The sequence below is a fragment of the Streptomyces sp. NPDC018000 genome, from assembly GCF_044328025.1.
GTDB lineage: Bacteria > Actinomycetota > Actinomycetes > Streptomycetales > Streptomycetaceae > Streptomyces.
Genome location: NZ_JBIRGM010000006.1, coordinates 170,894 through 193,337 on the forward strand (window position 1 = coordinate 170,894; position 22,444 = coordinate 193,337).

Annotated in this window: 24 protein-coding genes and 1 pseudogene; 15 read left to right on the plus strand and 10 right to left on the minus strand. The window is 69.0% G+C overall.

The window, feature by feature from the left end; genetic code table 11:
* The first annotated feature begins 24 nt into the window (after positions 1–24).
* Positions 25–852 (plus strand): proteasome subunit alpha, encoded by an 828-nt coding sequence (gene prcA / locus ACH4EW_RS16755; RefSeq protein WP_398257245.1) that lies wholly within the window; start codon positions 25–27, stop codon positions 850–852.
* A gap of 53 nt (positions 853–905) precedes the next feature.
* On the opposite strand, the gene ACH4EW_RS16760 is transcribed toward prcA, so the two are convergent.
* On the minus strand, positions 906–1,952 hold the full coding sequence (locus ACH4EW_RS16760) for a LacI family DNA-binding transcriptional regulator (RefSeq protein ID WP_398257248.1): 1,047 nt from the start codon (positions 1,950–1,952) through the stop codon (positions 906–908).
* Between the two features lie 132 nt (positions 1,953–2,084).
* On the opposite strand from ACH4EW_RS16760, the gene ACH4EW_RS16765 reads away from it, so the two are divergent.
* The 12 genes from ACH4EW_RS16765 to ACH4EW_RS16820 all read left to right on the plus strand — a co-directional run bounded on the left by ACH4EW_RS16765 (position 2,085) and on the right by ACH4EW_RS16820 (position 14,064).
* Entirely contained in the window at positions 2,085–3,344 is a 1,260-nt protein-coding gene (locus ACH4EW_RS16765; protein WP_398257251.1) for an MFS transporter, read from the plus strand.
* A 9-nt stretch (positions 3,345–3,353) separates the two neighbouring features.
* Positions 3,354–4,715 (plus strand): Pup--protein ligase, encoded by a 1,362-nt coding sequence (gene pafA, locus ACH4EW_RS16770; RefSeq protein WP_398257254.1) that lies wholly within the window; start codon positions 3,354–3,356, stop codon positions 4,713–4,715.
* A gap of 127 nt (positions 4,716–4,842) precedes the next feature.
* The gene (locus ACH4EW_RS16775; protein WP_398257257.1) at positions 4,843–5,787 is read left to right on the plus strand and encodes an FKBP-type peptidyl-prolyl cis-trans isomerase; all 945 of its coding nucleotides are present in this window, start codon (positions 4,843–4,845) and stop codon (positions 5,785–5,787) included.
* A gap of 43 nt (positions 5,788–5,830) precedes the next feature.
* Positions 5,831–6,205, plus strand: coding sequence for an FKBP-type peptidyl-prolyl cis-trans isomerase (locus ACH4EW_RS16780; RefSeq protein WP_114243622.1), 375 nt, complete (start codon positions 5,831–5,833; stop codon positions 6,203–6,205).
* A 113-nt stretch (positions 6,206–6,318) separates the two neighbouring features.
* On the plus strand, positions 6,319–7,272 hold the full coding sequence (locus tag ACH4EW_RS16785; protein ID WP_398257260.1) for a helix-turn-helix transcriptional regulator: 954 nt from the start codon (positions 6,319–6,321) through the stop codon (positions 7,270–7,272).
* Between the two features lie 13 nt (positions 7,273–7,285).
* On the plus strand, positions 7,286–8,242 hold the full coding sequence (locus ACH4EW_RS16790; protein WP_398257263.1) for a helix-turn-helix transcriptional regulator: 957 nt from the start codon (positions 7,286–7,288) through the stop codon (positions 8,240–8,242).
* A gap of 19 nt (positions 8,243–8,261) precedes the next feature.
* Positions 8,262–8,531, plus strand: a complete 270-nt coding sequence (locus ACH4EW_RS16795) for a hypothetical protein (protein ID WP_398257266.1) — start codon at positions 8,262–8,264, stop codon at positions 8,529–8,531.
* Between the two features lie 35 nt (positions 8,532–8,566).
* A complete protein-coding gene (locus ACH4EW_RS16800) occupies positions 8,567–8,764 on the plus strand; it encodes a hypothetical protein (RefSeq protein WP_398257268.1) in 198 nt (65 codons plus the stop codon).
* A 213-nt stretch (positions 8,765–8,977) separates the two neighbouring features.
* Positions 8,978–9,262 (plus strand): Sec-independent protein translocase subunit TatA, encoded by a 285-nt coding sequence (gene tatA, locus ACH4EW_RS16805; RefSeq protein WP_398257271.1) that lies wholly within the window; start codon positions 8,978–8,980, stop codon positions 9,260–9,262.
* 49 nt (positions 9,263–9,311) lie between these two features.
* Entirely contained in the window at positions 9,312–10,259 is a 948-nt protein-coding gene (tatC, locus tag ACH4EW_RS16810) for a twin-arginine translocase subunit TatC (protein WP_398257274.1), read from the plus strand.
* 17 nt (positions 10,260–10,276) lie between these two features.
* A complete protein-coding gene (locus ACH4EW_RS16815) occupies positions 10,277–11,185 on the plus strand; it encodes a diacylglycerol kinase (RefSeq protein ID WP_398257276.1) in 909 nt (302 codons plus the stop codon).
* Between the two features lie 44 nt (positions 11,186–11,229).
* Positions 11,230–14,064: a DEAD/DEAH box helicase gene (locus ACH4EW_RS16820; RefSeq protein WP_398257279.1), complete on the plus strand. Its 2,835-nt coding sequence runs from the start codon at positions 11,230–11,232 to the stop codon at positions 14,062–14,064.
* A 60-nt stretch (positions 14,065–14,124) separates the two neighbouring features.
* On the opposite strand, the gene ACH4EW_RS16825 is transcribed toward ACH4EW_RS16820, so the two are convergent.
* The 5 genes from ACH4EW_RS16825 to ACH4EW_RS16845 form a co-directional block, all read right to left on the minus strand.
* Positions 14,125–14,568: an SPW repeat protein gene (locus ACH4EW_RS16825; RefSeq protein ID WP_398257282.1), complete on the minus strand. Its 444-nt coding sequence runs from the start codon at positions 14,566–14,568 to the stop codon at positions 14,125–14,127.
* A 202-nt stretch (positions 14,569–14,770) separates the two neighbouring features.
* Positions 14,771–16,399, minus strand: a complete 1,629-nt coding sequence (locus tag ACH4EW_RS16830; RefSeq protein WP_398257284.1) for a molybdopterin-dependent oxidoreductase — start codon at positions 16,397–16,399, stop codon at positions 14,771–14,773.
* A gap of 89 nt (positions 16,400–16,488) precedes the next feature.
* On the minus strand, positions 16,489–16,701 hold the full coding sequence (locus ACH4EW_RS16835) for a hypothetical protein (protein WP_398257286.1): 213 nt from the start codon (positions 16,699–16,701) through the stop codon (positions 16,489–16,491).
* A complete protein-coding gene (locus ACH4EW_RS16840) occupies positions 16,698–17,282 on the minus strand; it encodes a sigma-70 family RNA polymerase sigma factor (RefSeq protein ID WP_398257289.1) in 585 nt (194 codons plus the stop codon). The genes ACH4EW_RS16835 and ACH4EW_RS16840 overlap by 4 nt, the downstream gene beginning before the upstream one ends.
* Before the next feature lie 32 nt (positions 17,283–17,314).
* Positions 17,315–17,605 carry a hypothetical protein gene (locus tag ACH4EW_RS16845; protein WP_398257292.1) on the minus strand — a complete coding sequence of 97 codons (291 nt, stop codon included), beginning with the start codon at positions 17,603–17,605 and terminating at the stop codon, positions 17,315–17,317.
* Between ACH4EW_RS16845 and ACH4EW_RS16850 the strand changes: the two are divergent.
* Positions 17,576–17,898, plus strand: a pseudogene (locus ACH4EW_RS16850) (ABC transporter); the annotation flags it as partial. The gene ACH4EW_RS16845 and the pseudogene ACH4EW_RS16850 sit on opposite strands and share 30 nt — an antisense overlap.
* Before the next feature lie 133 nt (positions 17,899–18,031).
* Here the strand turns inward: ACH4EW_RS16850 and ACH4EW_RS16855 are convergent.
* Positions 18,032–18,505 (minus strand): ABA4-like family protein, encoded by a 474-nt coding sequence (locus ACH4EW_RS16855; RefSeq protein WP_398257295.1) that lies wholly within the window; start codon positions 18,503–18,505, stop codon positions 18,032–18,034.
* Entirely contained in the window at positions 18,502–19,431 is a 930-nt protein-coding gene (locus ACH4EW_RS16860; protein ID WP_398257658.1) for a hypothetical protein, read from the minus strand. Before ACH4EW_RS16860 ends, ACH4EW_RS16855 begins: the two co-directional genes overlap by 4 nt.
* A 151-nt stretch (positions 19,432–19,582) precedes the next feature.
* Here ACH4EW_RS16860 and ACH4EW_RS16865 point away from each other — a divergent pair, with 151 nt between their 5' ends.
* Positions 19,583–20,266, plus strand: a complete 684-nt coding sequence (locus tag ACH4EW_RS16865; protein ID WP_398257298.1) for a MerR family transcriptional regulator — start codon at positions 19,583–19,585, stop codon at positions 20,264–20,266.
* A gap of 63 nt (positions 20,267–20,329) precedes the next feature.
* On the opposite strand, the gene ACH4EW_RS16870 is transcribed toward ACH4EW_RS16865, so the two are convergent.
* Together ACH4EW_RS16870 and ACH4EW_RS16875 are read right to left on the minus strand one after the other, a co-directional pair.
* Entirely contained in the window at positions 20,330–21,172 is an 843-nt protein-coding gene (locus ACH4EW_RS16870) for a siderophore-interacting protein (RefSeq protein ID WP_398257301.1), read from the minus strand.
* A gap of 46 nt (positions 21,173–21,218) precedes the next feature.
* Complete coding sequence (locus tag ACH4EW_RS16875; protein WP_398257661.1) at positions 21,219–22,127, minus strand: 5'-3' exonuclease H3TH domain-containing protein; 909 nt, start codon at positions 22,125–22,127, stop codon at positions 21,219–21,221.
* Positions 22,128–22,444: the final 317 nt, after the last annotated feature.

Genomic DNA, 22,444 nt, shown 5'->3' on the forward strand with positions numbered 1-22,444 from the left:
CTGACAGAAAGGGACGGATAACCGGTGTCGACGCCGTTCTATGTCTCACCTCAGCAGGCCATGGCCGACCGGGCGGAATACGCCCGGAAGGGCATCGCCCGTGGTCGCAGCCTTGTTGTGCTGCAGTACGCCGACGGCATTGTGTTCGTCGGCGAGAACCCGTCCCGTGCGCTGCACAAGTTCAGCGAGATCTATGACCGGATCGGTTTCGCCGCCGCCGGTAAGTACAACGAGTACGAGAATCTCCGCATCGGCGGCGTGCGCTACGCCGATCTGCGTGGATACACCTACGACCGTGACGATGTGACGGCCCGTGGGCTGGCCAACGTCTATGCGCAGACGCTGGGCACCATCTTCTCCAGTGCGGCCGAGAAGCCGTACGAGGTGGAGCTGGTGGTCGCCGAGGTCGGCGCCGAGCCGGAGGGCGACCAGATCTACCGGCTTCCGCACGACGGCTCGATCGTCGACGAGCACGGCTCGGTCGCGGTCGGCGGGAACGCCGAGCAGATCAGCACCTTCCTGGACCAACGGCACCGCGACGGCATGACGCTCTCCGAGGCGCTCAAGCTGGCGGTGCAGGCGCTGTCCCGTGATCCCAACGGCAGCGAGCGGGAGATCCCCGCGGAGCGGCTGGAAGTCGCGGTCCTGGACCGTACGAGGCCGCAGCAGCGCAAGTTCAAGCGGATCGTCGGTCGACAGCTGGCGCGTTTGCTGGAGGCGGACGGCGGCTCCGCGCCGACGGATGCCCCCTCCGACAACGAGGACGGCGAGGGAACCGAGTCCCCCACGAGCACGACGGATGTCACCAAGTCCACCGATTCCGGTGGAGACGTGGAGTCCTCCGAGGAGTAGTCCACCGCCGTGCCGGTGCCCCGGTCCGCCCATCCCGGCGGGCCGGGGCACCGTCATGAGCGCTGATCGTCCGCGGGCGGGGGCGCCGAGGAGCCGCGTGTCAGCAGGTGCACGGGCAGGCTGCCGGCCTCGGCCGGGCGGCCTTCCAGCACTGCCAGCAGGGCGGCCATGCCGCGTTCGCCGACCTGCTCGGCCGGCAGCTGCACAGTGGTGAGCTCCGGTTCGACGGCCGTGGCCAGGGCCAGGTCGTCGAAACCGGTGACGGAGAGGTCGTCGGGGACGCGGAGTCCCAGCCTGCGGGCGGCCTTGCAGGCGCCCGCGGCGAGGATGTCGTCGTCGCAGACGATGGCGGTGGGCCGAAGGCCGGAGGCGGCGAGTGCGTGCTCCGCGGCCTCGCGGCCTGCCTGTACGTCGAGCTTCGCCGTGACGGTCCGTATGGAGGCGCCGGCCACCGCCCCCAAGGCGTCTTGGAGCGCCAGGGCACGGACCGCGAAGGTCCAGGTGCCGACCGCCGACGCGAGGTGGACGAAGCGGCGGTGGCCGAGCGCGAGCAGATGCTCCGCCACCTGCCGCATGCCGTCGGCGATATCGAGGTTGACCCGCGCCGCGACGCCGGTGTCCGCCGGGTCGCTGTCGAGCATGACCAGCGGCAGGCCGGCGCCGCGCAGCGCGTCGAGTGCGCCGGCGGCCATGGAGGAGGCGATCACCCCGTCGAGGGAGGCCCGCGCCGAGGCGAAGGGATCCCTGGCCGGCCCAGTGCCTTCGGGGGAGGGGTAGAGGACGACCCCGAAGCCGTGTTCGGCGGCCACCGCGGCGGCGCCGGTGTAGACACGCGCGAAGAATTCGTTGGTGAGCGCAGGGACGACCAGCAGGGCGGTCCTGGTGCGGCCGAGGCGGAGGTTGCGGGCGGCGAGATTGGGCTGGTAGCAGAGTTCGTGCGCGGCATGCCGTACGCGCTCGGCGGTGGCCTCGGAGACCCTGCCACGCCATTTGTCGCCGAGCACGAGGGAGACGGTGGCCTGCGAGACGCCTGCGGCCCGCGCGACGTCGCGGCTGGTGGGCCGCGTCGGGGCGGGCTGTGACTGTGGTGCGCTGGTCACTCGGGCCTCCGGGCCGGTCGGGGCAGGCACCGAGAGGTGGACCTGCGGACTGGGCACATGGTACGTATAAACCTCGACGTTATACGTAAAACCTCGGGGTGCCGGAGAGCGCCCGAAGGAGAGGGGCGGGACATGGCCGCGGGATATCTGGACATCCTCCGGGCGCGGCATGCCGCCCGGTTGCTGGCAGGGACCCTCGTGGGACGGCTGCCGAGCGGCACCGCCCATATCGCGATCGTGCTGTTCACCCGGGCCGAGGGCGGCAGCTACACCCTCGCCGGTGCGCTCGCGGCCGTGTACGGACTGTCCACCGCGGTCGGACAGCCGCTGCTGGGCCGCGCCGTGGACCTGTACGGCCAGCCGCGCGTCCAGCTCCCGGCCTCCGTGGTATCGGCGCTGGGCATGGCCCTGCTGGCCCTGGTGGGGCTGGGGTCGCTGCCGCTGGCCTACGGGGCGGTGATGGTGGCAGGCGTCTTCACCCCGCCGCTGGAAGGCGGTCTGCGGGCCCTGTGGCCGAGCGTCCTGGGCGGCGAGGACCGGGTGCACCGGGCGTATGCGATGGATGCCATCGCCCAGGAGGTCATGTTCACCGTGGGCCCGCTGCTGGTGACGCTGCTCGTCTCCCTGTGGTCGCCCGCCGCCGCCCTGCTCGTGATCAACGCGATCGGCGTCCTGGGTGCGCTCTCCGTCGTCCTCTCCGAGCCCTCCCGTGCCTGGCGCTCCGCGCCCCGTGAGGCGCACTGGCTGGGTGCGCTGCGCTCGCCGGGACTGCTGGCGCTGCTCGGCTCGTTCTTTTTCGTCGGACTCGCGCTCGGTTCGATCACGGTGGCCGGGGTGGCGTACGCCGACGACCACGGCCGGGAGTCGGTGTACGGCTGGTTGATGGCCGCGCTCGGGCTGGGTGCACTGGTCGGCGGTGCGGTGTACGGCGCGCGGCAGTGGGCCGGGGCTCCGGAGCGTCGGCTGCGTGTCATCGTCGCGCTGCTGGCACTGGGCTATCTGCCGCTGATGCTGACCCCGGGAGTGGTCGCCATGACCGCTCTGGCAGCGGTGGCCGGAGTCTTTCTGGCGCCCGCCATCGCGTGCTCGTTCATCGTGGTCGACCGGCATGCTCCGCGGGGCACGGTGACCGAGGCGTTCTCCTGGCTGGTGACGACGTTCGGAGTGGGCGCGGCGGCGGGAACGGCCGTGGCGGGCCCGGCCGTCGAGCTGGGCGGCACGACGTGGGGTTTCGCCGTCGCGGGGGCCGGTGGGGTGGCGGCGCTGCTGGTCCTGCTGGCTACGGGACGCGTCCTCGCAGTTCCCGGACATACGGCTGTTGCTGTACGGGGATCGGAAAATGATCGAAACGGTGCTGTCGAACCCGGTTTCAGCTCAGGCCATCAGGCGTAATGTTCAGTCATGGACCGCCGCATTTTCGGGCTGGAGAACGAGTACGGCGTCACGTGCACGTTCAGGGGACAGCGCCGACTGTCCCCTGATGAAGTGGCGCGCTACCTCTTCCGCCGTGTTGTGTCATGGGGCCGCAGCAGCAATGTCTTTCTGCGGAACGGCGCCCGCCTCTACCTCGACGTGGGATCGCATCCGGAATATGCAACCCCCGAATGCGACAACCTGACCGAGCTGGTCACCCACGACAAGGCCGGCGAGCGCATTCTCGAAGGTCTGCTCGTCGACGCCGAACGCCGCTTGCACGAGGAGGGAATCGCGGGCGACGTCTATCTCTTCAAGAACAACACCGACTCGGCGGGAAACTCCTACGGGTGTCATGAGAACTATCTCGTGGCGCGGCACGGAGAATTCTCCCGGCTCGCGGACATCCTCATTCCCTTCCTCGTCACGAGGCAACTGATCTGCGGCGCGGGCAAGGTGCTGCAGACACCGCGGGGCGCCGTCTACTGCGTCAGCCAGCGTGCCGAGCACATCTGGGAGGGCGTCAGCTCCGCCACGACGCGCTCCCGTCCGATCATCAACACACGTGACGAACCGCATGCGGACGCGGAGCGGTACCGCCGCCTCCACGTCATCGTCGGCGACTCCAACATGTCCGAGACGACCATGCTGCTCAAGGTCGGCGCGACCGATCTGGTGCTCCGCATGATCGAGGCGGGCACCGTGATGCGGGATCTGACGCTGGAGAACCCGATCCGGGCGATCCGCGAGGTCAGTCACGACAGCACGGGTCAGCGCAAGGTGCGCCTGGCCAGTGGCCGTGAGGCGTCCGCCATCGAGGTGCAGCGCGAGTACTACGAGAAGGCCGTCGACTTCGTCGACCGCCGTGGCATCCGCACCGGAACCGTCGCCCGGGTCCTGGAGCTGTGGGGCCGTACCCTCGACGCGGTCGAGGCGGAGGACCTCGACCGGATCGAGACCGAGATCGACTGGGTGATGAAGTACAAGCTCATCGAGCGGTACCGGGCCAAGCACAACATGACCATGTCGCATCCGCGGGTCGCCCAGATAGACCTCGCATACCACGACATCCACCGCCGTCGAGGCCTGTACTACCTGCTGGAACGCAAGGGACAGGCCGCCCGTGTCTGCAACGACCTGAAGATCTTCGAGGGCAAGTCCGTGCCCCCGCAGACGACCAGGGCACGGCTGCGCGGTGACTTCATCCGCAGGGCCCAGGAGCAGCGGCGGGACTTCACCGTCGACTGGGTCCATCTCAAGCTCAACGACCAGGCGCAGCGCACGGTGTTGTGCAAGGACCCGTTCCGTTCGGTGGACGACCGAGTGGAGAAGCTGATCGCGGGTATGTGAGCCGGTAACAGGACAACCCCGGCTTCCGGAGCGACGCGGGCCCCGTACCTTCCTCGTACGGGGCCCTGCGTACGCCCTAGAGTGTCGAGGACTCAACCAACTGTGCCGTCTGAGATCTGAGGAACAAGTGCGCCGACTTGCCGGCCTTCTCGTCGTCCCCCTGTTGCTGCTGACAGCGGCCTGCGGTCACGAAAAGGGCTCCGCTTCCGATTCCGCTTCCGCCGCGTCCAAGGACGGGTTCCCCGCGATCACCGCGGGCGCGAAGTTCGGAGAGAAGCCCACCCTGTCCAAGGGCACGGGGAACCCGCCCAAGGAGCTGAAAACCAGGGTTGTCAGCCCGGGTGACGGCGCCACACTCAAGAACGGCGATGCGATCCAGGTCAACTACTTCGGGCAGGCCTGGGACTCCGACAAGCCGTTCGACAACAGCTTCGACCGTAAGCCGTTCGATCTGACGCTCGGCGCCGGCATGGTCATCCAGGGCTGGGACAAGGGTCTCGTCGGCCAGAAGGTCGGCAGCCGGGTCCAGCTGGTCATTCCGCCGGATCTCGGTTACGGAGCGCAGGGCCAGGGCGAAATCAAGCCGAACGCCACGCTCGTCTTCGTCGTCGACATTCTGAAGGCGACGCAGATCCCGACGTCCGCCAAGGGCACCGCGGTCGCCCAGGACAACACCGATCTGCCCAAGGTCGGCACCAACACCGATGGCAAGGCCCCCAAGGTCACCATCCCCACCAAGACCGACCCGCCGGCGAAGCTCGTCTCCAATTACATTCTGGAGTCCAAGGGCGACGTCGTGAAGGACACCGACAGCGTCATCGTGAATTACGTCGGTCTGCTGTGGAAGGACGGCAAGACGTTCGACAGCACTTATGCGGCGGGCAAGACGCAGACCTTCCCGCTGTCCCAGGTCACCTTGAAGGGGCTCAAGAACGGTCTGGTCGGCAAGAAGATCGGCAGCCGTGTGCTTCTTGTCATTCCGCCGGACCAGGGGTTCGGTGACACGGCGCAGCAGACCATCCCCGCGAAGTCCACGCTGGTGTTCGCTGTGGACATCCTGGCGAAGATGTAAGACTGTCCCGGTTGCCCAGTTCATCATTAAGAGGAGCAAGTCAGTGAGCATCGAGAAGCCCGAGATCGACTTCCCGGGTGGCGAGCCGCCGGCCGACCTGGAGATCAAGGACATCTGGGAAGGCGACGGTGCGGTCGCCAAGGCGGGCGCCACCGTCTCCGTCCACTACGTGGGCGTGGCCTTCTCCACCGGCGAGGAGTTCGACGCCTCCTGGAACCGCGGCACCCCGCTGCAGTTCCAGCTCGGTGCCGGTCAGGTCATCTCCGGCTGGGACAAGGGCGTGCAGGGCATGAAGGTCGGCGGCCGTCGCCAGCTGACCATTCCCGCGCACCTCGCGTACGGCGACCGCGGCGCCGGTGGCGGCCGCATCGCCCCCGGCGAGACGCTGATCTTCGTCTGCGACCTGGTCGCCGCCTGATCCGCGCCTGTGAGATACGAGGGCCCGCGCCGCAAGGCGCGGGCCCTAGCTTTTGTCCGGACACCGCGTAGCGGTACCGTCGACGGTCGTAGAGCAAAACAGAAAGGGCGTCGATGGCGATCGCCAAGGCCGAGCGGCTGATGAACCTGGCTCTGTGTCTGCTGGGGACCCGGCGCCCGCTGAGCAAGCGCGAGCTGCGGGGCTCCATCGAGGCCTATCTGGAAGCCGGTTCCGACGACGCCTTCAACCGGATGTTCGAGCGCGACAAGGATGATCTGCGCGAGCTCGGTCTGGTCATCGAGACCGTGGAGAACCTGGACGGAGACACGGGATATCTCGCCCGCCGCGACAGCAACCGGCTGCCCCCGATCACGCTGGACGCCGAGGAGGCCGCCGCGCTCGGACTGGCCGCCAAGGTCTGGCAGCAGGCGCGGCTGGCCGGTGCCGCCAGCGGTGCGCTGCAGAAGCTGCGGGCCGCGGGCATGCCGGAGGCCGAGGACGTGTACGAGGTGCACAGTGCCCTCGAACCCCGTATCCCCGTTCATGAGGCGGCGTTCGAGCCGTTGATGCTGGCCTGCCGGGACCGCCGCCCGGTGACCTTCGACTACCGCAAGGCAAACGCCGCGCGGCCAGAGCAGCGCCAGGTCGAGCCGTGGACGCTGGAGTGCTGGCGCGGCCACTGGTATCTGGCCGGCTGGGACCGGGACCGCGGCGCCGAGCGGGTGTTCCGGCTCTCCCGGATCACCGGCCGGGTCCGCTCCCGGGCCGGGGTCTTCACCGTCGAGGTTCCCGATGTCGTGACTGTCCGAGAGACCGTCGAGAGCTGGGCGGGGGAGACGGCAACCCGGACCGCGCGGATCAGGCTGCGGGCCGGTGCCGGGTACCCGTTGCGCTCGCGCGCCATATCGGTCCGGGAACTCGGGGACGGCTGGGACGAGTTGGAGATCCCGTACGGACATGGTCTGGATGCATGGCTCGTCGAGTTCGGTCCGGACGTCGTCGTACAGGAACCCGCCGATCTGCGGGCCGATGTGGTGGACCGGCTGCGCGCCGTGGCCAAGGACTGAGGGGACCGTATTCATGGCCACGAACGCGATCGACCAGACCCGCCGGATGCTCTCCCTGGTGACGTATCTGCGTGAGCGCCCCGGAGCCCATGTCCAGGACGTCGCCCGCGCCTTCGGGATCACCGAGGACGAGCTGATCTCGGACCTCGATGTGCTGCCCATGTGCGGTACGAGCTTCCGCGGCGGGGATCTGCTGGACATCGACACCGACGGCGACCGGATCTGGTGGCACAACCCGGACGATGTCGCGGAGCCGCTGCGGCTGGCGGCCGACGAGGCGACGGCGCTCCTGGTCGCTGCCCGCGCCGTGGCCACGCTGCCCGGGCTGCGCGAGAGCGACCGGCAGGCGCTGCTGCGGGCCACCGCGAAACTGGAGACCGCGGCCGGTGAGGTGGGGGCGGCGAGTTCGCGGCTTTCGGTCACCTTCGAGTCCGAGGGCGGTGTCTTCGCCGATGTCGACCGGGCGATCTCCGAGCGGCGTCGTCTATGGCTGCGCTACTACTCGCCCGCGCGCGATGAACTCACCGAGCGCGAGGTGGACCCGATCAGGCTGTTCGCCGTGGGGCATACGTACATGGAGGCCTGGTGCAGGTCCTCCGAGGACCGGCGTACGTTCCGGCTCGACCGGGTCGCCGAGATCCGGCTGCTGGACGAGCCGGCCGCGCCGCCCGAGCTCGAACTGCGGGATCTGTCCGAGGGGCTCGTCCAGCCGGCTGCCGAGGACCCGGAGGTCGTGGTCGAGGTGGGACCCGGCGGCCGGTGGGTCGCCGAGTACTACCCGCACGACAGCGCCCAGGAGCTGCCCGACGGTGGGCTGCGGATCACTCTGCGCACCCCCGATCCGGCCTCGCTGCGCAGGCTTGCGCTGCGACTGGGCGGGGAGGGCCGGATCGTCTCCCCGCCGGAACTGGCACAGAGCGCACAGCAGGCGGCCCATGCGGCGCTCGCTGCCTATGACGACCTCACCTGAGCGGATACCTGAGGGAGATATGAGCAATATGTCTGTAGTGTCAGGTGTTTCGACCGTGGTGGTGCCCGAGCCCGTACGGTTCAAGGCCGCCTGCCCGGATTGCCGCGAGAGGTTCGAGCTGGCCGCGGGCGCCATCCGCCTCGCCGTGGGCGCCAGCCGCCGGACGACGTTCTACTCCTTCACCTGCCCGGAGTGCGGTGCGGCCGTCCGCAAGCCGGCCGGGGAGCGGATAGTCGAGCTCCTCACCGGTGGCGGAGTGCGCACGCTGCGCCTCCACAGCAGCCTTTAGCACTTCGGACACCTAGACACATTGAGGCTCTGCGCATGTTCTGGCCCATGCTCGCCATCGCACTGGGGTTTCTCGGGATCGCCGTCCTCGGCGTGCTGGCCGTCAAGGTCTTCATCGAGGCCCAGCGTCTGGGGCGTCAGGTGACGCGAACCACCCAGCGCATCAACCGGGCTGCGGAGGACCTCGAAAGGGCGGCGACGGACCTTGCCACGACCGGCGAGGCGCTGCGCTAGCAGGGGAGCGGACTTTTGATTCACCAGTACGGAGGTACGCTGCTGACGTCGGCCCAGGGGGAGGCGCGGGCCGCAGGCGGGAGTATGCACGGGCATTGCCTTGCGTTTACCCCTGCGGGTTACGATCGCTGTCAGCGCGCAGGTTGGACGTGTGTCCGGCCGAATGGGTAGCGAGCCCGCCCTCCAGTCGCCTCAGTGAGAAGGAAGTCGCACATGATCGGCAATCTGAAGCCCCTCGAGATCGTTCTGATCATCGCTGTCATCCTGCTGCTCTTCGGTGCCAAGAAGCTTCCTGATATGGCGCGTTCGCTCGGCAAGTCGGCTCGCATCCTCAAGAGCGAGGCCAAGGCCATGAAGAAGGACGATGCGGCGCCCACCGCGGAGACCGTCGCGGACACCACTCCGCCTGCGGCCACCGCGCGCACGATCCAGGCCGCTCCGGGAGACGTCGCCAGCTCCCGTCCGGTCAGTGAGGCCAAGCCCACCACCCAGAGCTGACAGCTGATCCGCATCACCGGCAGCTGCCGCACGAGACGAGGGAAGTGGGTTGCTCAAGTCTGCCCGCAAGCAGGAGAAGGACGACGAGGGGCGCATGCCCCTCCTCGATCACCTGCGTGAGCTGCGCAACCGGCTACTGAAGTCGGTTCTGGCGATCGTCGTCGCCGTGATCGTGGCGGCGTTCTTCCAGAAGGAAATCTTCGAGTTCCTGATGAAGCCGATCCTGGATTCGGTCGGCTGCAGGAACGGCGCCGTGACCATGATCAACGGTCGGCCGTGCGCGGAGATGACCACCAACGGCCTGCTGTCGCCGTTCACCATCGCACTGAAGGTGTCCCTGATGACGGGCGTGCTGGTGGCCACTCCAGTGTGGCTGTACCAGCTGTGGGGCTTCGTCGCCCCTGGCCTGCACAAGCACGAGAAGCGCTACTCGATGGCCTTCGTCGCCGCCGGGGTCCCGCTCTTCTTCGCCGGCGCCTCCCTCGCGTACGAGATCCTGCCGCAGACCGCCCAGATCATGCTCGGCTTCACACCCGACAACGTGAAGAATCTGCTGCCGCTGGACGATTTCCTGGACCTGATCACCCGCATGGTGATCGTCTTCGGGCTGGCCTTCGAGCTGCCGCTGCTGCTCATCCTGCTCAACATGACCGGCGTCCTGTCCGGGGCCCGCATGCTGCGCTGGTGGCGGGCGATGATCATCGGCCTCACCGCGTTCGCGGCCATCGCGACACCCGGTGGCGAGCCCATCTCGATGCTGCTGCTGGCCGGTCCGCTGGCCGTGCTGTACTTCATCGCGGTCGGTGTCTCCCTGCTCAACGACAAGCGCAAGAGGCGTGCCAACCCCGACGCCGAGCTCGACGACGACGAGGCGTCGAAGCTGGATCTCACCCCTGAGGACATCGGAGAGGTCGAATCGCTCTCCTCGGGCAGGGCGTTGCCCACGCAGGCGAGTCCGGACCGGGATCACGTGAACGGTTACGACGACATCACCTGACCTTGTAGGGTCCCCGGGTGACCAGCGAGATCACCCTTTTCGTCAATCCCACCGCAGGACGCGGCCGGGGCGCGCACGCCGCGCAGCCGGCCGCTTCCGCGTTGCGGGACGCCGGATTCTCCGTGCGTACGGTTCTCGGCGTGGACGCCGGCGACGCTCTGCGGCGGGCCCGGGAGGCCGTCGCGGGCGGGACCGGCGCGCTGATAGCAGTGGGCGGGGACGGCATGATGTCCCTTGCCCTGCAGGCCGTTGCCGGAACGATGACGCCGCTCGGGGTCGTCGCCGTGGGCACCGGGAACGACTTCGCCCGCGCGCTCGGGATGCCGATAAGGGACCCGGCTGCCGCCGGACGGCTGGCCGCCGAGGCGCTCAAGGGCGGCAGCGTCCGCGAGATCGACCTCGGACGGGTCGGTGAGCGGTGGTTCGGGTCGGTGCTCGCCTCCGGCTTCGACTCCCGGGTCAACGACCGCGGCAACCGGATGCGCTGGGTCGGCGGACGGTTCAAGTACGACCTCGCGATCCTCGCCGAACTCGCCGCGTTCAAGCCCATCCCGTACCGCATCAGGCTGGACGGCGGACCGGTCAGGGAGATCGAGGCGACGCTCATCGCTGTCGGCAACGGATCGACGTACGGCGGAGGCATGCGGATCTGCGCGGACGCCGTCATGGACGACGGGCTCTTCGACGTGACCGTCGTCGGGGACTGCAGCCGCACCACCCTGTTGAAAGTCTTCCCTCGCGTCTACAAGGGAACGCACCTCAGCCACCCCGAGGTCACCGTGCACCGGGTCTCCTCGATCGAGCTGGCCGCAGCCGGCGTCACCGCGTACGCGGACGGTGAACAGCTCGGGGCGCTGCCGCTCACCGCGACCTGTGTACCGGGCGCGGTGAGAGTGCTCACGCCGGGCTCTCCCACCGGAAATTAAAGATCGCGTCACTGTCGGAGGCGGCGGGTAGGCTCGTAAGCAAGATGACAGAGGACCTCTCACCAGCTGAGCGATACCAGGCTTCTCGGATCCGTGCCGCCGAGCTGGCCACCGCACTCGCGCCCTTCCGCGAGATGTACGAGTTCGATCTGGACCCCTACCAGATCGAAGCCTGCGAGGCACTGGAGGCCGGCAAGGGGGTGCTCGTCGCCGCCCCGACCGGCTCGGGCAAGACCATCGTCGGCGAATTCGCCGTGCACCTCGCGCTCGAACAGGGCCGCAAGTGCTTCTACACCACCCCCATCAAGGCCCTGTCCAACCAGAAGTTCGCCGATCTGGTCAAGCGCTACGGACCGGACAAGGTCGGCCTCCTGACCGGTGACAACAGCGTCAACGGCGACGCCCCGGTGATCGTCATGACCACCGAAGTGCTGCGGAACATGCTCTACGCGGGCTCGCAGGCGCTGCGCGGCCTCGGCTATGTGGTGATGGACGAGGTGCATTACCTCTCCGACCGCTTCCGTGGGGCCGTCTGGGAGGAAGTGATCATTCACCTCCCGGACTCCGTGACCCTCGTGTCACTGTCGGCGACCGTGTCCAACGCCGAGGAGTTCGGTGACTGGCTGGACACCGTCCGCGGAGACACCCAGGTCATCGTCTCCGAGCACCGCCCCGTGCCGCTCTGGCAGCACGTGCTGGCGGGCCGTCGGATGTACGACCTCTTCGAGGAGGAGACCGATCACGGCGGCCGCGGCGCCGGGCGCCGCGAGGTCAACCCCGACCTCGTCCGGCTCGTCCGGATGGAGAACCAGCGGGCGTACAACCCGCGTGAACGCCGCCGCGGCAAGATGGTGCGAGAGGCGGACCGTGAGCGAGAGCGGCGCCAGCGCAGCCGGATCTGGACGCCGGCCAGGCCCGAGGTCATCGACCGGCTGGACGCCGAAGGGCTGCTCCCCGCCATCACGTTCATCTTCAGCCGGGCCGGCTGCGAGGCCGCCGTACAGCAGTGTCTGCACGCCGGGCTGCGGCTCAACGACGAGGGCAATCGCCGCCTGGTCCGCGAGATCGTCGAGGAGCGGACCGCATCCATCCCCGGCGAGGACCTCCATGTCCTGGGCTACTACGAGTGGCTCGAAGGGCTGGAGCGGGGCATCGCCGCGCACCACGCCGGCATGCTGCCCACGTTCAAGGAAGTTGTCGAGGAACTGTTCGTACGAGGGCTCGTCAAGGCCGTCTTCGCGACGGAGACCCTCGCCCTCGGCATCAACATGCCCGCACGTTCGGTCGTGTTGGAGAAGCTCGTCAAATGGAACGGCGAACAGCACGCCGACATCACCCCGGGCGAGTACACCCAGCTGACCGGGCGGGCCGGACGGCGTGGCATCGATGTCGAAGGCCATGCGGTGGTGCTGTGGCAGCGCGGCACGGACCCGGGGGCGCTGGCCGGTCTCGCGGGGACGCGTACATATCCTCTGCGATCCAGTTTCCGGCCCTCGTACAACATGGCTGTGAACCTTGTGCAGCAGTTCGGGCGGCATCGCTCGCGCGAGCTGCTGGAGACCTCCTTCGCACAGTTCCAGGCCGACCGGTCGGTGGTCGGGATCTCCCGGCAGGTCCAGCGGAACGAAGAGGGACTGGAGGGCTACCGGGAGGGCATGACCTGCCACCTCGGTGACTTCGAGGAGTACGCGCGACTGCGCCGCGAACTCAAGGACCGGGAGACGGAGCTCGCCAAGCAGGGCGCGTCCCAGCGGCGTGTTGCGGCCACGGCGTCCCTGGAGAAGCTCAAGCCCGGCGATGTCATCCATGTCCCCACCGGTAAGTTCGCCGGACTTGCACTGGTTCTCGATCCGGGGCTGCCCGCCGGACGGACCAATGGACACGGGCACCGCGGGCTCGAATACCACGACGGGCCGCGTCCGTTGGTGCTGACCGCCGAGCGGCAGGTCAAGAGGCTCGCCTCGATCGACTTCCCGGTTCCGGTGGAGGCGCTGGAGCGGATGAGGGTGCCGAAGTCGTTCAACCCGCGCTCACCGCAGTCGCGCCGCGATCTGGCCTCCGCGCTGCGGACCAAGGCGGGGCACATAGTGCCCGAGCGGCACCGCAGGGGGCGGTCCGCGGCGGCCGACGACCGGGAGATCGCCCGCTACCGGGCGGAGTTGCGCGCGCACCCCTGCCACGGGTGCGACGAGCGTGAGGACCATGCGCGATGGGCCGAGCGATATCACCGGTTGCAGCGCGACACCAGGCAGCTGGAGCGGCGGATCGAGGGGCGGACGAACACCATCGCCCGCACCTTCGACCGCATCGTCGCGCTGCTCACCGAGCTCGACTATCTGCGGGGCAACGAGGTCACCGAGCACGGGCGGCGGCTCGCGCGGCTCTACGGCGAGCTGGATCTGCTGGCAAGTGAATGCCTGCGGGCCGGGGTGTGGGAGGGCCTGAACCCAGCCGAACTCGCGGCGTGCGTCTCGGCGTTGGTGTACGAGGCCCGGCAGGCCGATGACGCGGTGGCGCCGAAGCTGCCGTCGGGGCCCGCGAAGACCGCGATGGGTGAGATGGTCCGGATCTGGGGTCGGCTCGATGCCCTGGAGGAAGACTTCAAGATCAACCAGGCGGAGGGGGTCGGGCAGCGCGAACCCGACCTGGGGTTCGCCTGGGCGGTCTACATGTGGGCGTCGGGGCGGACGCTGGACGAGGTACTGAGCGAGGCGGAGATGCCGGCAGGGGACTTCGTGCGGTGGTGCAAGCAGGTGATCGACGTGCTGGGGCAGATTGCGGCTGCGGCTCCGCGGGACGGCAGTTCTGTGGCGCGGAGTGCGCGTAAGGCGGTGGAGGCGGTGTTGCGGGGGGTTGTGGCTTACAGCTCCGTGGGGTGAGGTTTCGGCTGCCCGCCGACGGCCGGCCCGCTTCACGCGGACCGGCCGAGGTTCCTTGTCTCAGACTGTCTTCTTGCCGCTCTTCATCGACACACCCACACAGACCAATCCCAGCAGCACGGTCAGTCCGCCGATGATGACGTTGTTGAGGGTGACGCCGAGGCCCGGGCCGCTGCCGACGACCCACGTAGAGATGATCATCCAGGCGCCTATGGCGCAGATGGCCCAGCTCAGGCCGTACATCCGCTCCGGCATGACGGTGAACCCGAGGCCCAGCGCGGCGATCGCGATACCCATGATCAGGTTGTGCGTCACCAGTCTGGGCTGGCTCGCCGTGAAGTTGAGCACCCAGGGCGAGATGGCGCAGTAGAGACCGATGAGGAACACCGGTGCGTCCACAAGGGCCACATCACGGCCACCGAGCATTCGGGCGTAGCGCTCGCGCATTTCAGAGACATCGGGGTGACTGGCAATGTCACGGCCGGTGTGCGAGACGTTTGACATGTTCGTCTCCTTCGCTCCTGCGGACCCGAACACCGCTTTTGTGCGCTGAACGGCCTGTTATTGCCATTCTGCGCTTATCTCACCCTTACATGTAGATTCAAGGCGCGTGGATGTCCGTGGGAATCGCACCGCGTGGGTCACCGTCCAGCCGCCGGGCCAGGGCCACCAGATCGAGATGGGCCGGAGGTGCCTGGGGCGGGACTCAGGAGACGTCGACCACCACCGAGTGCCAGCCGGTCGCACCGCTTGGCACCGTGTCGGCCCGTCGGCCGGTCTGAGTGGCGCCGGTGCCGTCCGTCGCACGGACTTCGAGGGTGTGACGGCCCGATGAGGCCGGCCACTCCCACACCCACTGGCGCCAGGTGTCGAGGCTGTCCTCGGCCGCCAGCCGGGCCAGATGCCAGGGCCCGCCGTCCACCCGGACCTCAACCCGCGAGATACCGCGGTGCTGGGCCCAGGCGACCCCGGCCACTGGCACGGTGCCGGGCTTCGGCGAGGCGAACGGGCGGGGGGTGTCGATCCGGGATTCGGTCTTGACCGGTGCCTGCTGGGCCCAGCCTTGTTCGACCCAGTAGGCGTCGTACGCGTCGAACGTCGTCAGTTCGATGTCCGTGAGCCACTTGCAGGCCGACACATATCCGTACAGGCCGGGTACGACCATCCGGACCGGAAAGCCGTGGGCGAAGGGCAGCGGTTCGCCGTTCATCCCGAGGGCCAGCATCGCGTCGCGCCCGTCCATGACCGTCTCGACCGGTGTTCCGATCGTCATTCCGTCGACGGAACGCGCCACGATCTGGTCGGCCGGCCCGCCCTTCGACGGTGGCCTCACCCCGGCCTCGCGCAGCAGATCGGCAAGCCGCACGCCGATCCACCTGGCGTTGCCGATATACGGGCCGCCGACCTCGTTGGACACACAGACCAGCGTGATGTGGCGCTCGATGATCTCGCGGCGCAGCAGGTCGTCGAAGCCGACCGTGACGGGCCGCGCCACACCCTTGCCATGGATCCTCAGCCGCCACTCGCCGGCGTCGATACGGGGCACGACCAGGGCCGTGTCCACCCGGTAGAAGTCCTTGTTCGGGGTGACGAAGGAGCTCAGCCCCCGGATCCTCAGATCGGCTCCGGCCGGGACCGCCGGTGCGGCGGAATCGGGTACCGGGAGGACCAGGTCATGACGTGAGGCGGTGGCCCCGGCCTGGACGGAGGACGTGAGCCGCCGCCCCAGGAGTCCCGCGGAGGCGGAGGCCGTCGCCGCCGCTGTCGCCGCGATCACAAAACCGCGCCGGTCGAAGCTGCCGTACGCCTCCTCGCCCGTCTCCCCGGCCGCGGGAGAGGGGCGGGGAGGCAGCGCGAGCCGTCCGGCCAGGAGATGCAGCACTCCTGCGGCCACCACGGCACCCACCACCGAGGGCAGTGCGTCCGCGGGGCTGCCTTCCGGCCGCCCCACCGCCGCCACTGCCCCGACCACACCGAAGACCAGTACGGCCGCGGAGCCGGTCCGCCGGTTGCGCAGCGCAAGCATCCCGATCGCCATGGCGAAGACCGTCAGCAGCGTCACGATGCCCAGCTGCAGAACCAGTTTGTCTTCGGTGCCGAACTTCCGTACGGCGAAGTCCTTCAGGGCCGGGGGAGCACGGTCGATGACCGCTCCTCCCACGGCCGTGACCGGCCCCGCCTCGGGACGTACGACAGCCGAGACCAGTTCGGCCACGGCCAGGGCGCAGAACCCGGCGATCAGACCGCTGAGCGCGGCGAGAGCGGCGCGGCCCCAGCGGGACCGCCGTGCACGGGAGGCCTCGAGCCGGTGCGAGTCGTTCCGATCTTCTGTCACATGGGGGGATTCGTCGCCGGAGCTCCCGAGGATTGGCCTTTCATCCGATCGGCCCCTGTACCGGATTGTCCTTGAAGCAGCGAAGCCTGTCAGTGCACGCGTTCCCCGCACTGAACCGGAAACAGGGCCGCGCCGGGCGGCAGTTCGCACGGATGCCGTTTGATTGCCCGCAGGCATGCCTCACCGGAGCCCTCTACGGGCGGGTGTTCGAGGGCGACCTCGTCCAGCACGGTGACCGGCAGGGCGTGCGGGGCGTGCAGGGCGTGGGCCCCTGTCAGTGTGTGCAGATCGGTGTCGCTCATGCGTTCACGCCGAGGCAGTCGCGCAGCCGGATCAGCCCGTCTCGCAGTCGTGTCTTGATCGTCCCGAGCGGCACGGAGAGCAGTTCCGAGACCTCGCGACAGGTCAGGCCCCGGTAGTAGGCGAGGGTGACCGACTGCCGTTGCAGTTCGGAGAGCGTCCGCATGCAGCGGCGGACCTGTTCGCGCTCCAGCCGGCTCTCGACCTGCTCGGTGACCTCGTCGAAGGCGGGAGTGCGGTCCAGCAGGGCCGCCCTGTGCTCGCGGGCCGCCGCCGCCTCGGCCGAGCGCACCCGGTCGACGGCCCGGCGATGGGCCAGCGTCAGCACCCAGTTCATCGCGCTGCCGCGGGAGACGCGGAAACGCGGGGCCGTCCGCCACACCTCGACCAGCACCTCCTGCGCGACTTCCTCCGACTGCGCGGGATCGCGCAGCACGCTCCGTACGAGCCCGAGGACAGGTCCGCTGACCGTGTCGTAGACCTGGATGAAGGCATCCTGGTCACCCTGGGCGACCATCCCCAGCAGCTCCTGGAGATCCGGCCCCGCCGAGGGCGCTCCGCTGATGTACACGGCTTCTTTCACGCGGGTTTCCTCCCTGATCGCTCATCGGCTCTTCACGCTGATTCGGAGCCGGCGGCGGCACGGAACGGTAAGTTCGCGCAATCCTTCCACTCCTGCTGGATTTCGCGATCGACGCACAGCTGGAGTGGATCAGGAACTTCCACAAGGAACTCACCGACGCCACGATCAGCGGCATCGAGGAGTGGAAGTCCTTCCACGAGACCGGCGAAGTCCCGCAGGGCCGGCAGGACCTGGACGAGCAGGAGACCGTCCTGGACCCGGAGCGGAAGGCGTAACGCAGGACCGAACGAAGAGAGGGCGAACTCCGGGGCGACGCCGTCCACATGGAACTGCGTGCGGAGGGTGACACAAGGGCGATCACCGCCGCGCTCACCGGACGGCCCGGGGTGCACGAGGTGCTGGTCGACGGCCGCCGGGTGAGCGTCCGCGCCGAGGACGGCGCCGCGGCCGTCCCCGTTCTGCTCGCCGCCCTGGAGCGGGCCGGTGCGGCGGTCGCCGCCGCCACCGTGGCCCGGCCCTCCCTCGACGACGTCTGTCTGCGCTATGCCGGACGCCGTTTCTCCGAGGCCGAAGCCGCAGGCTCCCCTGCCCTTACCCCGCAGGAGGCGCCCGATGAGCAGCCAAGTCTTTGCCCAGACGCGGTATAGGACGCGACGTCAGCTCATGGTGCAGATCGAACGCGGCACGCTCAACCATGGCCCCGGGCCAGATGCCGCCCTGGATGCGGCACATCGCCGACTTCAACCCGGTCAACTGGGCCGTGTCGCATGGCCGACCCGGTCCGGGAATCCGTTCCCGGACCGGGTCTTGTTCCGCAGCACCGCCCGCAGCACGAGAAAGACCAGCAGCCCGAACGGCGACAGCAGAATCGTCAGCACCAGCAGCGGCCCCATCACCAGCCCGGAGACCCCCAGCCGGCGCCCTTCCAGGAACATCCACTGGCCCAGCAGCAGATCCCAGGCGATGAGCTGCGCCCAGATCACCCCCGCCCCGTTCGCCAGGACCGTCAGATCGCGGAAGGTGTCGATGTCGGGGCTGCGCACCGCGGCCCAGAGCTCGGGGAGGACCGGCACGGCCATGACCAGATAGAGCACAAGCACCGGCAGGACGGTGAGCGGCGATGCGGCGATACGCGCCGTGGGGCGCCAGTTCGGCGCGAGGATCATGAGCAGCCAGAACGGGGCTGTCAGGAAGAACGAGATCTCGAAGAGTGCACCCGTCATGCCGCGAGCTCCTTGTCGGCGTAATCGGAGGTGGAATCCGAATCGGTCTTCTGCAGTGCGGGAGTTGACTTCAGCACCCCATAGCCGCAGGCGGCTGTCACCATCACGATCAGAGCCGCGGCGCCGAGCGTCGCACCGTCCGGGTGGATCAGCGGCTGACCGCGCAGCGCCTGCCAGGTGACCAGCGCGACGACCGCCGCGTACGCACCGGAGGCGACCAGCACCAACCGCAGCCGGACCCGCGGGTCGCGCAGCCGGGGGAAGCGCGAGGACAGGGCGACCAGCGCGAGCAGGAAGAGCGGCAGCAGTTGGAGCGCGTGCATGCCGACGAAGTGCGGTATGCGCAGATCGCCGCCGGCTGTCGACCAGCCGGTGAGCGGCATCGACGGGCCGCCGTCCGGTACCCCGACGGAATGTGCGCCGATCACATCGGCGGTGTCCAGGTTCCCGGCTGCCCGCTGCCCGGACGTGGGCTGCGTCATCTGGAAGCCGAACCCGGCGCCCGCCAGCGCGAGCAGTACACCCGAGCGGATCGCCCAGGCGGTGGCACGGTCGGCGATACGGGCGCGCAGCAACAGGACGGCTATGACCAGTGTGCCGGTCCAGAGCACGACGACGGTGACGGCCATCGTGTTGAACAGCGCCTCGTCGAACGGGGTTGCGTGGTTGAAATGACTGCGCTTCCCGCGGACGACCTGGCCGGTGATGATCGCCATCTCGCCCAGGCCGGACAGGACGACCACGGTTCCGGCCCACCAGCCGACGCGCCGGCCGCGGGTCAGCAGCGTCAGCATCCAGGCGAGCGCGAGTGCGTAGACGACGAACGAGACCGCGAACTTGAACGGCTTGAACCATATCGCCGAGCCCGCCAGGACCCGGTCGTCGACTATCAGTCCCACGGCCGAGCCGAGCGCCATGACGGCCATCGCGGCCGCGAAGAGGACCAATGGCCGGTGCCATGAACGCCATGAAGACATGAAACCCCCCTGATTATGGATAGTGGCACTTCCCGCTATCCGATAGTGGAACTATCTATGATGGGTCCGGGGTTGGCAAGCGCGGAAGGAAGAACACGCGGTGCGCATCGGCGAGTTGAGCCGCAGGTCCGGGGTTCCGGTACCGACGATCAAGTTCTATGTACGTGAAGGGCTGCTGCCCGCCGGGCAGTTGACCAGCCCGAACCAGGCGAGTTACGACTCCGGCCATGAGCGCAGGCTGCGGCTGATCCGCGCCCTGCTGGACATCGGCGGGCTCTCGCTCGCGGCCATCGGTGATGTGCTCCGGGCGATCGAGGACCCGGAGCAGCCGGTGCACAAGGTGTTGGGTGTCGCGGCGAAGCGCCTCACCCCGTTGCAGGGGGACGAGCCGGGGCCCGAGCTGGACGATGCCCGCGAAGAGGTGGCGGAGCTGGTCGAGCGGCGCGGCTGGCGGGCCGAGGCGCGCGGTCCGGCCGGTGAGTGTCTGGCCGGGGTGATCGTCGCGCTGCGGCGGGCCGGGCACGGCGGGTTCGTCGAGCTGCTCGACGACTACGCGGCCGCCGCCGAACCGGTCGCACGGGCCGACCTCGAATACGTGGGGGGTCGGGTGGCGCGCGAGGACCTGGTGGAGAGCGTGGTCGTCGGCACGGTGCTGGGGGAGGCGATGTTCAGCGCGCTGCGACGGCTCGCGCAAGCGGACGCGTCCTCGCGTGTGTACGACGGCGACGGCGAGGGCGGTTCGCGCGGCGGTGACGGGGCTGCGGGGCGTGCCGCCGGTGAATGAGCCGGTAACCCGGGAACACGTACGCCCCGGTCGGGGACCGGGGCGTACGTGAGTGAGCCGGTGTTACGCCGCGCTCTCCTGCTCGCGCTCCACCTGTGCGTTCCACTCGCGCTTGACCGAGCGCCAGGCGTCGTCGTTCTGGCCGAGCCGCCAGTAGCCCGAGATGGACAGCTGGGGGAGCGGGATCTTGCGGTCCAGACGCAGATGGCGCCGTATCTCCTTCACGAAGCCCGCCTCGCCGTGGACGAACGCCTGGACCTCGCCCGCCGGGAACTCCAGCTCCTTCACCGCGGCTGTCAGCGCCTCGCCGACCGGGCGTTCCCCGCGGTGCAGCCAGGTCACCTCGACCCCGTCGGGCGTCACGATCTTCTGCTCCTCCGAGGCGTCCGCCACCTCGACGAATGCGTGCACCATTGCGCCCGCCGGCATCTGCTCCAGGGCGGCGGCGACGGCAGGCAGGGCGCTCTCGTCGCCCGCCAGGAGGTGCCAGTCCGCCGAGGCGTCCGGGCCGTAGCCCCCGCCGGGGCCTAGGAAGGTCACCGGGTCCCCCGGGGCCGCCCGCATCGCCCAGGGGCCGGCGAGGCCCTCGTCGCCATGGACCACGAAATCGATCGCCAGCTCCCGGGCGACCGGATCCCAGGAGCGCACCGTGTAGGTGCGGGTGGTGGGCCACAGCTCCCGCGGCTGCTCCTCACGGATACGGGCCATGTCGAACGGGTGCGTGTAGTCCGCGCCCTCGGGGGCGAAACAGAGCTTGACGTAGTGGTCGGTGAACCCGCGGAGCCCGAAGCCGGCGAGGCCGTCACCGCCGAGCACCACACGCACCATGTGCGGGGTGATCCGCTCGGTGCGCAGAACGTGGGCACCCTGCGCCTCGGGTGCCTGCCGCGCCGGTCGTTCTGCCACGAGGTTCTCCCTGTTCCGATTGCTTAGGCTTACCTAAGCTAGCACCTCATTCGCGCAGCGCGGAGAGCAGGCGTTGCAGGGCACCGCCCAGCCCCCACTGCTTCGCGAGGGCTTCGAGGGCGGCGGGATCGCGCGGCTCGGCGGGCAGCGCGGGGTCGAACTCCGGCAGGGGTACGTCACCGGCGACGCGGACCACCTTCGGCGCGACGGCCACATAGTCCCGGGCCTCGTCGAGGCGCCTGCGCTGCGAGGGCGTCAGCTTGGCGGCCGGATCGTCCACCGCGGCCATGATTCCGGCCAGATCGCCGAAGGCGTCCAGCAGTTTCGCCGCCGTCTTCTCACCGATGCCGGGAACGCCCGGCAGCCCGTCGCTCGGGTCGCCGCGCAGCAGGGCAAGATCGGCGTACCCGGAGCCGTCCACCCCGTACTTCTCCCGCAGCCACGCCTCATCCGTCAGCTGGAGCGAGCCGACCCCCTTCAGCGGGTAGAGCACCCGCACCCCGCGGACGTCGTCGACCAGCTGATAGAGATCCCGGTCGCCGGTGACGATGTCCACGGGGCCGGTGGTCAGAGCGGTGAGCGTGCCGATCACATCGTCCGCCTCGTAGTCCGCGACGCCGACCCGGGCGATGCCGAGCGCATCGAGGACGTCCTCGATGATCGGCACCTGCGGGGCCAGAGTGTCGGGGGTCTCCTCCTCGTCGGGCAGTCCCTCGGCGGTCTCCACCGCGACGCGGTGCGCCTTGTACGAAGGGATCAGGGCCACTCGCCAGTGCGGCCGCCAGTCCGCGTCCATGCAGGCGACCAGATCGTCCGGCCGGTGGTCCTGCACCAGGCGCCCGATGAAGTCGAGCAGCCCGCGCACGGCATTGACCGGTGTCCCGTCCGGGGCGCGCACCGAATCGGGAACCCCGAAGTAAGCGCGGTAGTAGAGGGAAGCGGTGTCGAGGAGCATCAGGCGTCGCGTCACACCCCGATGATGCCGCACCCCACTGACACCGGCCGCCGCGGCGGCCGGGGCCTGGGGGCGAGACCCGACGGAGGCCCGTTATGCGTGACCTGACTCACTCTTGTGTTTGGCTTGTTCGAGCCGGGGCAGGCGCGCAGCCGGAGCGGAACACGTAGCAGTTTCAACCAGTGCACGTGCCATGCGGACCGAATCCGCGCTGCTCCACGGTCTGCCGGAGGGGGTGGCAGACCGTTTTTCGGTTCAACCCGCGAGGTGTATGTGTCAAGGCTGCAAGCTGAGCACTTGTACAAAGTGTTCGGCAG